Origin of the sequence: Acinetobacter schindleri, assembly GCF_010918895.1 — a bacterium.
Taxonomy (GTDB): domain Bacteria; phylum Pseudomonadota; class Gammaproteobacteria; order Pseudomonadales; family Moraxellaceae; genus Acinetobacter; species Acinetobacter schindleri.
On record NZ_CP044483.1, the window covers coordinates 2933377 to 2948271 of the forward strand.

Annotated in this window: 13 protein-coding genes and 1 riboswitch; of the genes, 2 read left to right on the top strand and 11 right to left on the bottom strand. The window is 44.3% G+C overall.

Going from position 1 to position 14895, the window contains the following annotated elements:
• Positions 1-15: 15 nt before the first annotated feature.
• From FSC11_RS13980 to prfB, 3 genes are all read right to left on the bottom strand, one after another.
• A complete protein-coding gene (locus FSC11_RS13980; protein ID WP_163167529.1) occupies positions 16-1101 on the bottom strand; it encodes an alkene reductase in 1086 nt (361 codons plus the stop codon).
• Positions 1102-1126: 25 nt separating this feature from the next.
• Positions 1127-1426: an ArsR/SmtB family transcription factor gene (locus FSC11_RS13985; RefSeq protein ID WP_005180779.1), complete on the bottom strand. Its 300-nt coding sequence runs from the start codon at positions 1424-1426 to the stop codon at positions 1127-1129.
• Positions 1427-1572: 146 nt separating this feature from the next.
• A protein-coding gene (prfB, locus tag FSC11_RS13990; protein ID WP_108675737.1) for a peptide chain release factor 2 occupies positions 1573-2668 on the bottom strand; the annotation gives its coding sequence in 2 pieces (ribosomal slippage) (positions 1573-2595 and positions 2597-2668; 1095 coding nt in all).
• 488 nt (positions 2669-3156) lie between these two features.
• On the opposite strand from prfB, the gene FSC11_RS13995 reads away from it, so the two are divergent.
• A complete protein-coding gene (locus tag FSC11_RS13995; RefSeq protein WP_004813724.1) occupies positions 3157-3936 on the top strand; it encodes a putative porin in 780 nt (259 codons plus the stop codon).
• Positions 3937-4094: 158 nt separating this feature from the next.
• On the top strand, positions 4095-4832 hold the full coding sequence (locus FSC11_RS14000; protein ID WP_163167802.1) for a putative porin: 738 nt from the start codon (positions 4095-4097) through the stop codon (positions 4830-4832).
• 49 nt (positions 4833-4881) lie between these two features.
• On the opposite strand, the gene recJ is transcribed toward FSC11_RS14000, so the two are convergent.
• The 8 genes from recJ to FSC11_RS14040 all read right to left on the bottom strand — a co-directional run bounded on the left by recJ (position 4882) and on the right by FSC11_RS14040 (position 14893).
• On the bottom strand, positions 4882-6585 hold the full coding sequence (gene recJ / locus FSC11_RS14005) for a single-stranded-DNA-specific exonuclease RecJ (RefSeq protein ID WP_163167531.1): 1704 nt from the start codon (positions 6583-6585) through the stop codon (positions 4882-4884).
• Positions 6586-7242 (bottom strand): pyridoxamine 5'-phosphate oxidase, encoded by a 657-nt coding sequence (pdxH, locus tag FSC11_RS14010; RefSeq protein WP_005220579.1) that lies wholly within the window; start codon positions 7240-7242, stop codon positions 6586-6588.
• Positions 7243-7270: 28 nt separating this feature from the next.
• Positions 7271-8602 carry a phosphoglucosamine mutase gene (gene glmM / locus FSC11_RS14015; RefSeq protein WP_163167533.1) on the bottom strand — a complete coding sequence of 444 codons (1332 nt, stop codon included), beginning with the start codon at positions 8600-8602 and terminating at the stop codon, positions 7271-7273.
• Between the two features lie 123 nt (positions 8603-8725).
• On the bottom strand, positions 8726-10192 hold the full coding sequence (gene guaB / locus FSC11_RS14020; protein ID WP_004813737.1) for an IMP dehydrogenase: 1467 nt from the start codon (positions 10190-10192) through the stop codon (positions 8726-8728).
• Between the two features lie 350 nt (positions 10193-10542).
• On the bottom strand, positions 10543-10908 hold the full coding sequence (locus tag FSC11_RS14025; RefSeq protein ID WP_163167535.1) for a YkgJ family cysteine cluster protein: 366 nt from the start codon (positions 10906-10908) through the stop codon (positions 10543-10545).
• A 94-nt stretch (positions 10909-11002) separates the two neighbouring features.
• Positions 11003-11800 (bottom strand): oxygen-binding di-iron domain-containing protein, encoded by a 798-nt coding sequence (locus FSC11_RS14030; protein WP_004813740.1) that lies wholly within the window; start codon positions 11798-11800, stop codon positions 11003-11005.
• Positions 11801-11983: 183 nt separating this feature from the next.
• Complete coding sequence (locus FSC11_RS14035) at positions 11984-12559, bottom strand: TMEM165/GDT1 family protein (protein ID WP_163167537.1); 576 nt, start codon at positions 12557-12559, stop codon at positions 11984-11986.
• A 71-nt stretch (positions 12560-12630) separates the two neighbouring features.
• Positions 12631-12774, bottom strand: a riboswitch (yybP-ykoY riboswitch).
• Between the two features lie 88 nt (positions 12775-12862).
• Positions 12863-14893, bottom strand: a complete 2031-nt coding sequence (locus tag FSC11_RS14040; RefSeq protein WP_163167539.1) for a 2-oxo acid dehydrogenase subunit E2 — start codon at positions 14891-14893, stop codon at positions 12863-12865.
• Positions 14894-14895: the final 2 nt, after the last annotated feature.

Consider the following 14895-nt stretch of genomic DNA (forward strand, 5'->3'; position numbering starts at 1 on the left):
TGGCTCATTTTCAGATTATTCTATTGTGCTTAAAACTTTTACTTCTGCCAAAGTCGGGTAATCAATATAACCCTCAGTCGCCTGACTGCCGATCATATTTTCCAGTTTTAGCTCGTTCAGCGGTGCATCTTGCAACAGACGCTCGTATAGGTCCGGATTGGCAATATAGGCCTTACCAAAAGAGACCGCATCTGCTTTACCTGAGGCTAAAAGTTCAATAGCATCCTCACGGCTCAAGCGCATGTTGGCAATATACGGCACGCCACCTGAACGCTGTTTCATATATTCAGAAATACTGTCTTCAGCCAGATATTCACGAGTAAAGAAAAACGCGATTTGACGTTTGCCCAGCTGCTCCATGGCATAACCAAATGTTTCACGTGGATCATCATCACCCATGTCATGCTCATCACCACGTGGTGCCAGATGCACACCAACACGATCCGCGCCCCAGACTTCGATCAAGGCATCCACCACTTCCAGCAGGAAACGAGTCCGGTTTTCAACAGAACCACCGTATTCATCTTCACGCTTGTTGGTCTTGGTTTGCAGGAACTGGTCAATCAGATAACCATTGGCGCCATGCAACTCTACCCCATCAAAACCGGCGTCTTTGGCACGAATTGCAGCCTGCTTATATTGCTCGATAATGGCATGAATTTCTGAGATTTCCAGCGGACGTGGAAGAACATAAGGGCGCTTAGGACGTAATAGGCTGACGTGACCGGCCTGTTGTACTGAACTCGCCGATACCGGTGTTTCACCATTTAACAGCTCTGGATCAGAAACACGCCCCACATGCCATAGTTGGGCAACGATTAAACCACCCTTCTCATGTACAGCATTGGTTACCAGTTTCCAGCCTTCGACCTGTGCATCTGTAAATAGCCCAGGTGTATTGCGGTAACCATTAGCTTCTTCAGAAATAACTGTCGCTTCAGAAATAATCAGGCCTGCACTTGCACGTTGGGCATAGTACTCAGCCATCATCGCGGTTGGGACACGCTCATCGGTTGCACGACTACGGGTTAAAGGCGCCATGATGACACGGTTTTTTAATTCAAGCGCACCCAGTTTCAGGGGGGTATTTAATTCAGCCATACTGACTCCGACCTCCAGATATGTTTTAGAGGTGTTGTTGTAGATGTTCGATGTACTGCTGAATCAAAGCTTCGTTGCGGGAGAAATATGACCATTGCCCATGTTTGGTGGCGGTAATTAATCCCGCCTGCTGTAACACGGACAAATGATTGGACATGGTGGACTGCGAAACTTGCCCTAATTTTTCAATCTGGCCCGCACAAACACCACGCTGAAAGCCGCCACATTCTTCGGCAGACAGAAACTGCTCTGGTGTTTTTAACCATTCCAGAATTTGCCGGCGTGTGGGATTTGCCAGTGCTTTAAAGATCAGATCAAAGTCCATAGTCACATCACATAGTCGTGCGCAACAAAGCTGATTGCAGCATTTATCCCATTATATCGTATTTTTTCGATTTATATATCGAATATTTTAGATATAAGAGTCACAAACTGTATCTGCTTTGCTACGCAGAGAGTTAAAAGGTCTGCTTACAGGCCTTGTTTCAAGCTTGCTTCAATAAATTTATCCAGATCACCATCCAGAACTGCACCTGTATTTGAATTTTCAACACCAGTACGTAAGTCTTTGATACGTGAGTCATCCAGTACATAAGAACGGATCTGGCTACCCCAACCAATGTCAGACTTCGAGTCTTCTAATGCTTGAGCAGCTTCATTACGTTTGCTCATTTCCAGTTCATAGAGTTTCGCACGTAACTGTTTCCAGGCATGGTCACGGTTGGCATGTTGTGAACGCTGGTTCTGACAGGCCACCACAATACCGGTTGGAATATGGGTCAGACGTACCGCAGAGTCAGTTTTGTTAATATGCTGACCACCGGCACCCGAGGCACGGTAAGTATCGGTACGGACATCTGAAGGATTGATTTCAATCTCAATATTGTCATCTACTTCAGGCGATACAAACACTGCAGAGAATGAGGTATGACGGCGGTTACCCGAGTCGAATGGTGATTTACGTACTAGACGGTGTACACCTGATTCGGTACGTAACCAGCCATAGGCATACTCACCTTCTACACGGATCGTAGCAGACTTGATCCCGGCTACATCACCGTCAGACTCTTCCATCACTTCTGCTTTAAAACCATGACGTTCAATCCAGCGCATGTACATACGCAGCAGCATCGATGCCCAGTCTTGTGCTTCCGTACCACCTGAACCTGCCTGAATTTCCACATAGCATGGATTCGGATCCATCGGATTACTGAACATACGACGGAATTCAAGCTTTGCCAGCTCTTCTTCTGCTGTTGTCAATTCTGCCTGAACATCTTCAAGCATGGCTTCTTCATCGGCTTCTACAGCCAGATCAAGCATGGCTTGTGCATCTTCAAGCTGACTCGCCAGACCATCCAGTACATTCAGTACATTCTCAAGCTCGCCTTTTTCTTTGGCCATAGCCTGCGCACGGTTCTGATCATTCCAGATGGCTGGATCTTCTAATTCACGGAGAACCTCTTCCAAACGCTCTTTTTTCAGATCGTAGTCAAAGATACCCCCGTAGTGTTTGACCACGTTCGTTCAAGTCTTTTAGCTGGAGTAGATAAGGATTAATTTCCACGTGAATTTCTCTCAATCAATAAGGCATAAATTTTTAGCAGGCAATTATATCACAGTCCTTTCCCGCAGTTTGAACAGGACATCTGTATGATTTCTGCCTGCCATAAATATTTATTTCAATAATTCAACTCAATCAATTTAGCAGTGTTGATTCATCTTCATATAGAGAGAAAATGCATTCAAAATGAATTTTATTAACGAAAAACTTCTAATTTTTTAAAACTCAACCAGTCTTTTTAATCATAAATTTTCTGATTATTTATTAATCAAAATCTCTAAAATTCACAATCTTTACATAGTTTTAATAAAACAAAACATTGTTTTTTTTATTTATATTTCAATGAATTAAAATCATAAAATTACACAAAATTACTGAATTGACATTAATGTAACTTTCCCTTGATTGACGATCTGTCGATTTGGGCTAGACTGAAACTGTAACAAAAAATGTATTAAATCCCAGCCAAAATTTCAGAGGGGAGTATCCGCATGAAAAAATTAGCAATCGCTTCAGCACTAATTTCAGCCGTAGCTTTTACGGGTACCGCAGCACATGCTTATCAAGCAGAAATTGGTGCATCAGCAGGCTTAACAGATCCGGACAACGGTAGTTCAAGCGGCTCTTTCGGTGTAGATGGCACTTACTACTTTAATCCTGTACAAACGCGTAATTCACCATTAGCCGAAGCTGCTTTCCTTGATCGTGCAAGTAATGTGAAAGCTGAATACCAATATGATGAAATAGGTGATGCTGAAGCACATCGTTACGGTGTCGGTGCAGAATACTTTGTACCGAATTCAGACTTCTATCTAGGTGGTAAGGTGAGTGGTCATGACTTGCAAGACAATGATGACTTCGATAATGACCTAACGACTTATGCTGCAGAAGTGGGTTACCTTCCAGCACCAGGCTTATTGATTGCTGCTGGTGTGAAAGGATGGGATAACGACCGTGATGACGGTGTAGATCCAACACTTCGTGCAAAATATGTGACTACCTTAAGCAACGGTAAAGACATTAACCTTGAAGCTGGTGCCGCTTTTGGTGATCTTGATGAGTATAACCTGAAAGCTGACTACTTTATCGATAAAACTCTAAGCGTTGGTGCTGACTATCAGAACAATGACCTTATCGACCGTAGTGAATTTGGTGTGAGTGCACGTAAATTCATCAACCAGCAAGTTAGCCTTGAAGGCCGTGTAGGCTTTGGTGAAGCAGGTAATAATGACTACAACAAATTTGGTGTAGCTGCAAAATACCGCTTCTAATCTAAGTTAGACATAGCTTTAATAAAAAAGCCCTTCTTCGGAGGGGCTTTTTAATGCACCAAAATAAGACCAATGGTCTTGACCATAAGAATAAAAAACATACAATTTGTTACAAGTATAAAATTTTAAGTTTTATCAATAACAACCGAGACTTTTACATGTTAAAAAAAATTGTACTTGTAACTGCCCTGCTGGGTACATTTGGTTTGAGCCATGCTTATCAGACTGAAGTAGGTGGCACTATTGAGATCCTAGACCGCGACCAAGGTGGTTCAGATGTAGGTTTTTCGATTGATGGCACTCATTACTTCAGCCCAGTTCAAATCAAAAATTACCCTTTAAACGAAGCTGCATTCTTAAATCGCGCGAGCAATATAAATGGTGCTTTAAGTTATGTAGATGACTCAGAGATTTTTGGGATTCAAGCAGGTATTGAATACTTTGTTCCAAATTCAGATTTTTACTTGAGTGGTAGTCTTTCTCATTTTGATAATGATTTTGGGGATTTAACCAGTTATAGCGCTGAAGCAGGCTACTTACCAGTTCCTGGTTTATTAGTTGCTTTAGGACTTATCGGCATTTCTGAAGATGATGCAGATGATGAAATTGATCCAACGTTACGTGCGAAATATGTAACTCAAGTTGGAACTTATGATATGAATTTTGAAGCTGGTGCGAGTTTCGGTGAAATCGATGCGTATAATCTGGGAGCTGATTTATATCTAGATAAAACCTTTAGTGTAGGTATTGGATATACTGATTCTGACTTAGAAGGTACTGACGTATTTAGTATACGTGCTAAAAAATTCTTTTCTCAGCAATTTAGTTTAGAAGGTGGTATTACTTTTGGTGACAGTGCCGACATCTTCGGTATACGTGGTGCCTATCGCTTCTAATTAAATATTACAGAGTATAAAAAACCGCTCTTTTGAGCGGTTTTTTTATTTACTGTTCCAGATGTGCAATCCGCATCTGCAAACTGACATTGCCATTGAAGACATTTTTGTCCAGTTCATAGACCAGACGTACATTGTCCTGCATTGGGTCAAACTGATATTTGCTGGCTGCATTAAAGGCAATCGCATCCACCACTTGTCCATTTTCCAGCGCCACTCGCAGCTTCAGATGTACCTCTTTAAGCCAGCGATAATCCAATACTTTAAATATGCCTTCAAATATAGGTTGTGGAAATTTCTGTCCCCATGGGCTCAGATTATGCAGAAGATCTACTGTATCAATCTGAAATGCAGAGGCTGGCAGCTCACCATCAGTCCATAACGTTGCAGTAAACAGACTTTCATCCATACTGCCAATTAACTTTTCAAAGGTCTGCTTAAATTCAGCAAAATGTACTTTTTTAATGGTCAGTCCTGCTGCTGCTGCATGCCCACCAAAGTGACTGACAATATGTGGATTTTGTTCAGCCACCCGCTCAATCGCATCACGGATATGAATCCCCTCAATTGAACGTGCAGAACCCTTGATATGAATGCCATCTTCATCTGCAGCAAAAACAATACTTGGACGATGGAACTGTTCTTTTAAACGTCCAGCGACAATTCCAATCACGCCTTGATGCCAATGCTGTTCAAACATGATTAGGGCAGCCGGCAGCTCTATTTCATCCAGCTGGATTTTTTCCAGTTCAGCCAGCGCCTCCTGCTTGATCTTGCCTTCGACCTGACGGCGCTCGACATTGAGCTGATTCAGCTGTTCTGCGAGTGGATAAGCAGTTGCCAGATCTTTAGCGAGCAGACATTCAATCCCGATATCCATGGTTTCCATACGTCCAGCCGCATTAATGCGCGGACCGAGTACAAAACCGAGATCTTGGGCTTTTAAAGTTGCTGCATCCCGCCCTGCGATTTCCAGCAGTGCACTAATCCCTGGACGGCATAAGTGCTGCTGTATCCGTTTTAGTCCAGCGTCAACCAAAATACGGTTGTTATAGTCCAGGCTAGCTACATCTGCATAGGTTCCCAGTGCCACCAGATCCAGATAGTTGGTGATTACTGTAGAAGACTTACCAAGCTTCTTACGATGGGTAGATAGATTGGCTAATACATAGAAAGCCACGCCTACCCCAGCCAGTGCCTTGCTTGGGAATTCACAACCAAGCTGATTTGGATTGACCACTGCTTCAGCAGCAGGTGTCGGTTTGGTGGTAAGATGATGATCAGTGATAATCACTTGCATACCATGATCTTGTGCCTGTTTCACCCCGTCATGACTGGAAATCCCATTATCCACAGTAATGAGCAGATCAGGGGTAAAACTGGCAAATGCCAGATCAGCAATTGCCGGCGTTAAGCCATAGCCATATTTAAAACGGTCTGGGACCAGATAATCAACATCCGCTCCCATATCACGCAGTGCCAGCAGCATTAATGCCGTACTGGTGGCACCATCGGCATCATAATCACCGACAATCACGATTTTCTGACCTGCATCAATCGCTGCATCGATCAGCTGAATGGCTTCCGGCAAGCCTTTCATGCTCGGTGCCAACAGATGCTTGAGTTTCAGCTCCAGCTCCTGCTGCGATTCCACTCCACGGCGTGCCAGAATCTCTGCAATAAAAGACGGTACGTCCTGAAAAGATTCAGGACGGGTCAGTAAAGGGCGCTGCTTGATTTCAAGTTTTGGCATTTATGGCATCAGTCGCTGCAATGTCCAGGCATCGTCATTCTTGGTATAACTCAGACGATCATGCAAACGATTTGGACGTCCTTGCCAGAATTCATAATAATCAGGTACTAAACGGTAACCACCCCAGAATTCTGGCTTATCAAGCTGTTCCTGGTTTGCCATCGTATCATGGTAGTCCCAGAAACGCTGCTGCAGTTCATCGCGACTGGCAATCACACCACTCTGGGGCGTACTAACATGCGCAGCAATCTGACTGTCACGTGGACGCTTATGATAATAATCTGTGGATTCTTCTTTGGAGATTTTAACTACACGCCCAGAAACACGGATTTGTCGTTCCTGCTCCTGCCAGTAAAATAGCAGCTCAGCATAAGGATTTACCTCAAGGTCCATCCCTTTCTGGCTATCATAATTGGTATAGAAAGCATAACCATCTGGAGTCGCCCCACGCAGCAAGACTGTGCGTACATGCGGACGACCTTGCGCATTTGCCGTAGCCAGTGACATGGCATAAGGCTCATGCAATTGCGCTGCCAGGGCATGGTTAAACCAGAACAAAAACTGTTCATGTGGATCCAGTTTAACCTGATCCTCAAGCAGCTCGCCTTTCTGATAATTCAGACGTAGTTCACTCAGATCTTTAATTAAATCAGTCATTCCATCTCTCTATAATCAGTCAGCAAGTTTAGGCAGCATTGGCACGTACAGCATCTGCCAATGAATGGGCCAGTGTAGTGACTTCATCCAGGTCTTCGCCTTCCACCATAACACGAATAACCGGCTCAGTACCTGACTTACGAATCAGCAAGCGGCCACGGCCTTTCAGCTGTTGTTCTGCTTTTTCAAATTCAGCAGCAAGCGCAGGGACGGCGTACGGATCAAACATGGCGTCCAGACGCACATTGACCAATACGTTCGGTAACAAGCGGAAATCAGCTACCAGTTCATGCAGGGCTTTCTTCTGCTCAACCATCACTGTCAATACTTGTAGCGCAGCAATAATGGCATCACCCGTGGTGCTCTTGTCTAGTGTCAGGATATGACCGGATGGCTCACCGCCAGTGACCCAGCCCTTTTGCTCCAGACCTTGTAATACATAACGGTCACCCACCTTGGCACGCAAGAATGGGACTTGGGCTTTTTCTAGAGCCAGTTCCAGCGCCATATTACTCATGAGTGTGCCCACAATTCCTGCTGGCTTATTTTTGGCCTGAGTCGCAAGGATATACAGAATATGGTCACCAGTAATCTGCTCACCGTTTTTGTCGACCATAATGACACGGTCAGCATCTCCATCAAAGGCAATCCCAAGATCAGCCTGATATTCAACGACTGCTTTTTGCAGATTCTCAGGATGTGTTGAGCCACAGTCTTTATTGATATTAAGACCATCAGGATCATCAAACATTGCAATAACTTTTGCACCCAATTCACGGAACACTGCAGGACCTACGTTATAGGCTGCCCCATTGGCACAATCCACTACAATCGTTAAATCATTCAGATCTAAATGATAAGGGAATGTCGATTTACAGAATTCGATATAACGACCATTGGCATCTTTGACACGGAAACTTTTACCCAGGTTCGCCGTATCTTCAATACTTATTTCTTTTTCGAGCTCCTGATTAATTTCATCCTGCAAAGCATCTGGCAGTTTTTTGCCCTCACCCGAGAAGAATTTAATCCCATTATCAAAATACGGATTATGAGAAGCTGAAATAACAATACCCAGACTGGCATGCAGTGCACGGGTCAAATGGGCAATTGCAGGAGTCGGTAATGGACCCAGTAAATGTACATAAACACCTGCTGCGTTCAGGCCTGCCTGCAAGGCAGATTCTAAAATATAGCCTGATAAACGCGTATCTTTTCCCATCACCACCAGCGGTTTATTTTTCTTACTATATCGCTTGAGTACCTTTCCTGCAGCAAAGCCTAATTTAAGCGCAAACTCAGGCGTAATTGGCAATTCGCCAAACTTGCCACGGATACCATCGGTGCCAAAATAACTCATCGTTGTCTCACTTCTTATTGGGTGATTTCCATCATCCATTTTTACAATGTGTGACACTTTACACCAAAATAAAAAAGCCGTCATTGCTATGACGGCTTTTTTCGAACGAGTGCAGAAAGGAAATTAGCCAACGCGATAATTCGGCGCTTCCTTGGTAATCGTCACGTCATGTACGTGAGATTCAGACATACCTGCAGAAGTGATTTTCACAAACTTCGCATTTTGGCGAAGATCTTCAATCACTGCAGAACCAGTATAACCCATAGATGAACGCAGACCACCCATCATCTGATGCACGATGTTACCCATTGGGCCTTTATAAGGTACACGCCCTTCAATGCCTTCTGGAACCAGTTTCTCGGCACCCGCTTTAGAATCCTGGAAATAACGATCTGCAGAACCTGTTGCTCCAGCCATCGCACCTAATGAGCCCATACCACGGTAAGCTTTATAGTAGCGGCCCTGGAAGAACTCAACTTCACCTGGTGCTTCTTCGGTACCAGCCAACAGTGAACCCACCATGATGGTGCTTGCACCAGCGCCAATCGCTTTTGCCATATCGCCAGAGAAACGGATACCACCATCAGCAATCAATGGAATCTGTTCTTTCAATGCATTCGCAACTGAATCGATTGCAGAGATTTGCGGCATACCAATACCGGCAACAATACGCGTCGTACAGATTGAACCAGGACCGATACCCACTTTAACAGCATCTGCACCAGCATCCAGAAGTGCAAGTGCAGCATCACCCGTTGCAATGTTACCGCCAATCACCTGAACTTGTGGGAAGTTCTGTTTTACCCAACGTACACGTTCAATCACACCAGCAGAGTGACCATGTGCAGTATCGACGACAATCACGTCTACACCAGCTTCAACCAATGCTTCAACACGGCTTGGTGTTTCTGCACCCGTACCAACTGCAGCACCCACGCGTAGGCGACCTAAGTCATCTTTACAGCTGTTTGGATAGCTTTCAGCTTTGCGGAAATCTGTAACCGTGATCAAACCTTTCAGTTCTTGCTGTTCATTTACCACCAGAACTTTTTCGATACGGTGTTTTTGCAGTAAGGCCTGGATGTTTTCTTTCGACTCACCTTCACGAACTGTGACCAGACGATCCTGACCTGTCATGATGTTACTGACTGGCTGTTCAAGATTGGTTTCAAAGCGTGTATCACGACCTGTCACGATACCAACCACTTTGCCATCTTTAACAACAGGTACACCGCTAATATTGTTTGCCTGAGTTAAGGCAATCAACTCACGAACGGTAGTTTCTGGGGTAACAATGATTGGATCTTTCACCATACCCGCTTCGAATTTCTTCACACGACGTACTTCAGCAGCCTGTGCAGCAATATCCATGTTCTTGTGCAGAATACCGATACCACCATTTTGCGCCATTGCAATCGCCATACGGGATTCAGTCACCGTATCCATAGCTGCAGACACAAGAGGAATATTCAGGTTAATGCCGCGAGTCAGGCGTGTCTTTAGAGAGACATCTTTTGGGAGAACAGTAGAGTAGGCAGGGAGTAATAGGACATCATCGAAGGTTAACGCGTCTTGAACGATGGTCAACATAACAGTCTCACTGGTAATTTCCGTGCGCCATTATAAACAAATTTAGCTCTAAATTTCATTGCAATTGCAAAATTTATTTTGTCTAAATCTGGACTTAGATTTAATTTAACTGGCTAAATTTATAAATTCGACTATTCAATCAACAGTTTAAATATTCCAGCTTGGCAAGAAGAATTATTAAGCTTACAAAATCATTTATGCACTTCTTCTTTTCCACAGATAGTGAAATAAAAAACCAATCATTCAGCGATAATAATTTACCTGTAAATTTGAAGCTCAAGCATGCCAATATTTATCTCCAATAAAAAACAGAGCCGAAGCTCTGTTTTTTAAAATCTTAAATTCAAGATTTAACTGACGCGTTCAAAGTTATCGTCATTCTCGGCTTCATCCCGATCGATCTGGATGAATGGAATCATATTATGGGCAATGCGGGCTTTATTACACTGCGCACCTGCAACCTGTACTTCCTTACATGAAGTACTGCGTAGCTCATACATACCACAACTGACCTGCTCACCAATCGTACCTTGTAATGCAATACAGCGCGGATTTTTCTGATTGGTCCCTGCCATACACGAATACACCGATGTAACAGGTTCCGTATAGTGCTCCGGCATCGGAATGCCCTCTGCCCAGTAAAACGACACCCTGAAATGGGCGCAACATGCGCCACAACTTAAACATGCATCCTGTGTTGGAACTTGAGACAACATTTTTTATAAATTCTCGTCATCAAAAAGATTTTTTGGAATTTAAAAATATAAAAAATGTTGTTTTTTCACTCAAGTATTTTTTTAATTTTTCCTGTTATTCCGGACAGGTAAATACCGTTTCATCCATTAAGTCAGTGCCACATTCCAGGGTTTCAATCCAGTCCAGGAACTGATTGATCTGCTCTTTGCCCACAAACGGTGTACCGTGCTGTGGCACGATCATTTCTACATCCATGGTACGTACCATTTGCACCCAGAGACGGATCACCTTGTTATTACACATATAGCGCTGGTGAAAGCCTTTCATTTTCGGGATATGCGCCGCAAAGTTTTCCAGTGGACGCGAAGCGTCTTCGACCATAGACGCGCCCATATCGCCTGAAAACAGGATTTTTGCAATCGGGTCATAGAATTGGAAATTACCGACTGAATGCAGAAAATGAGCGGGAATTGCCACAATATTGGAATTTCCCAGTTTGATAATCTGGCCATGATCCGGCAGCTCCACCAGACGATCTAACCAGTTACCTTTCATGCGGTCACTCATAAAGGCCGAGTTCAGGTGCGGCAAGAAACGTGCCCAGAGCTTGGATGCAACCACTTTGGCATCGGTATAGACTAACCAGCGCGGCATCGAAGTGATAATGTCCGGATCTTGATGCGAGGCCATGACATAGTCCAGATTGGCCAAACGGGTATATTTGTTCAGTTCCATGGTGAGTGGCACATAAGTCAGGTCACCACCCGGATCCAGTACTGCCGCACGGTTATTATCAATAATTAAAAACTGGTTGGCCTGAACGCCTTCACCTTTTACCAGGCTGGTAAAACTAATGCACTTGTGGATGCCATCATCAAATAAAACCTGTGATGTAGTACGTTCAAAAGCCATAACTTTCCCCAATTTTATACATTTAAAAATGATTTTTGTGTTGTTGTTAACATATAAGTATTCGGAGAAACTTACAATAAATAAAAATGTCTATATAGCCTTATTTATCAGCATTTTGAGAGCTATTTCACAATAAAAAATCCCGAGTTTTTAGCTCAGGATTTAATATATTATTCTTATGAATTAGAAATAATAATGTTTGAGCAAGGTACCAATCCCAATCAACATGAAGATCAACGCGCCAATTTTATGAATCAAGGAGATTGGCAGGCGGTTTGCCAGCTTATCCCCAATAAAAACTGCTGGTGCATTGGCAATCATCATACCTATTGTGGTTCCCAGCATCACCCAAAGCACACTGTCAAAACGTGCTGCCAGGGCTACAGTTGCAACTTGGGTTTTGTCACCAATTTCTGCCAGGAAGAACAGGATAAAGGTCGCACCAAATACCCCCAATTTTTGCCATTTATTGATGCTAGAAGATTCATCACCAAGTTCATCCGGAATCAGCATCCAGATCGCCATTGCAATAAAACCAATTGAAACAACCCATAACAACACATCTGGACTCATTACCGTGGTAATCCACTGACCTAATACCGCAGACAAACCGTGGTTGATCAAGGTCGCTAGCAAGATCGCAACAAGAATAGGAACAGGCTTTCTGAATCGCGCGGCAAGCAGCAAGGCAAGCAATTGGGTCTTATCGCCCATTTCGGCCAGCGCTACAATGGCAGTTGAAAGAAGGAATTCGTACATGTGTCTTTCTCTGGCTGGCATGTGCTACCGATGACTTACCCTTCCCGCCAGCCAAAATCTGCAGAATGGTAAATCAAAGGTCTTGCCAACAAAAGAAAGCTTCGAGAAGCTCATTTGGTTCTTTGCTATGATGACCATGTCCGGTTCAGGACAAATATGTTGACCATCACCCTTTCGCTTTGCGCAAAAGGCGGCTACTCCCCAATGAAGTAAGCTCATTATAATCAAGAGCATCCATATTTACAAATCGTAATATAAAAAAACCCTGCCGGAGCAGGGTCTTTCTATTAAAGCATTAATGCATTAGATCAATAGGCTACGAATATCTTTTAACAATTTGCTTAACTTATTGGTAAAGCGTGCCGCATCTGCACCATTAATCACACGATGATCGTATGACAATGACAATGGAAGCATTAAACGTGGATCAAAGCCCTCACCATTCCAAACCGGTTGCATGGTCGCAGGTGAAATACCCAGAATTGCAACTTGTGGCCAGTTCACAAGTGGGGTAAACGCTGTACCACCAATTGCTCCAAGACTTGAAATCGTGAAATTCGCACCTTGCAGATCTTTCGGCGAAAGTTTCTTATCACGTGCTTTTTGACCCAGTTCACCCAATTCTTTCGAAATTTGCTTAATGGATTTTTGATCTGGATTACGCAGTACAGGAACCGTCAAACCATCTGGTGTTGCGACTGCAATCCCCATATGGATTTCGTTACGCAACAGGACTGACTTACCGTCATCTGACAAATGACCTGCAAATTCACGCTCTTCTTTCAGCAGGTGTGCTACTGCCTTGATAATGAATGACATAATAGTCAGGCTTAGGCCTTCTTTCTTAAAGTTGCCTTTAAGTTCATTACGCCATGCTTCAAGTTCAGTAATATCGGCCAAGTCGAACTGTGTCACTTGCGGGATGTAATTATTGAGAGACAACTGCGGAATAGAAACCTGCTGCAAACGCGTCAAGGCTTTCTCTTCCACGCCACCAAATGCATCGAAGCTTGGTAGTTTTGGCAAGCCTGCGGGTGCAGCCGCGGCTGGCGCAACTGCAGCAGGTGCCGGTGCAGTCAGACGTGTTTTCACATATGCAAACAGATCTTCTTTCATCAGGCGTGCATGAGGACCAGATGCTTTGACTTCAGCAAGTACCACACCCAGCTCACGTGCAAGTTTACGAACTGCGGGACCGGCATAGACTTTGGCATTGGCAGCGTTCTGCTCTTTGGTGAGCTTATCGGCATTTTGTGTTTCAGGTGCAGCAGCAGTCTCAGCTTTTGGCACTGCAGCTGGTACAGGTGCAGTTTTAGCTGCTGACACTTCTGCTTTTGGAGCCGGAGCTGTCGCAGGTGCTGACTGCCCTGCAGCTTCAATCGTAATCAGGGCAATGCCTTCAGAAACGTTCTGGCCGAGCTCGACATGAATTGACTTGATTACACCTGCAGTGGTGCTTGGCACTTCGACAGTCGCCTTATCCGATTCCACCACGATGATGCTTTGGTCTTTCTCAACCTTGTCACCGACCTGTACCAGAATTTCTGCTACAGCAGCTTTATCGACACCCAAGTCAGGTACTTTCACTTCTACATCACCCGCAGGCGCTGCGGGTGCCTGTGCAACTGTTTCAGCTTTGGCTTCAGGTGCTGCTGGTGCAGGAGCCTGTTCAGCCGACTCAGGAGCTGCTTGCTGAGCCGATACTGAAGCCGCAGTTTTCACGGTCAGGATAACCACACCTTCTTTAACGGTGTCACCTTCCTTAATTTGAATAGCTTCTACTGTGCCATCGACGGTGCTTGGAACTTCAACAGTCGCTTTATCAGACTCTACGACCACGATACTTTGATCAACCGTGATTTCATCACCGACCTGTACCAGAATTTCACCCACCAGTGCTTTTTCTACACCGATATCTGGCACTTTCACTTCAACAGTCGCAGATGCAGCGCTATTAGCAGCAGGTGCCTGGCTTTGTTTAGCCGCAATGCCCGGCTGATGTGAAGCCACTTCCTGGAGGATTTCATCATCAGGTAATGAAGTCGGGGTATTTTCCGAAGTTTTGTCTGATACATCAGCTTGCTGGGTTTCTACAGCATTGGCATCGTCTTCAGCCTCTAATTCAATGAGTACTGCACCTTCAGATACTTCATCACCCTGATTAACCAGAATGCTTTTTACCACGCCTGCTGAAGTGCTAGGCACTTCAACAGAGGCTTTGTCAGATTCCAGCAGCACAATGCTTTCATCGATGGCAATGGTATCACCCACTTTCACCAGAATTTCAGCAACTGTTGCCTTATCTACACCAATATCAGGAGTCGTAATTTGCATGA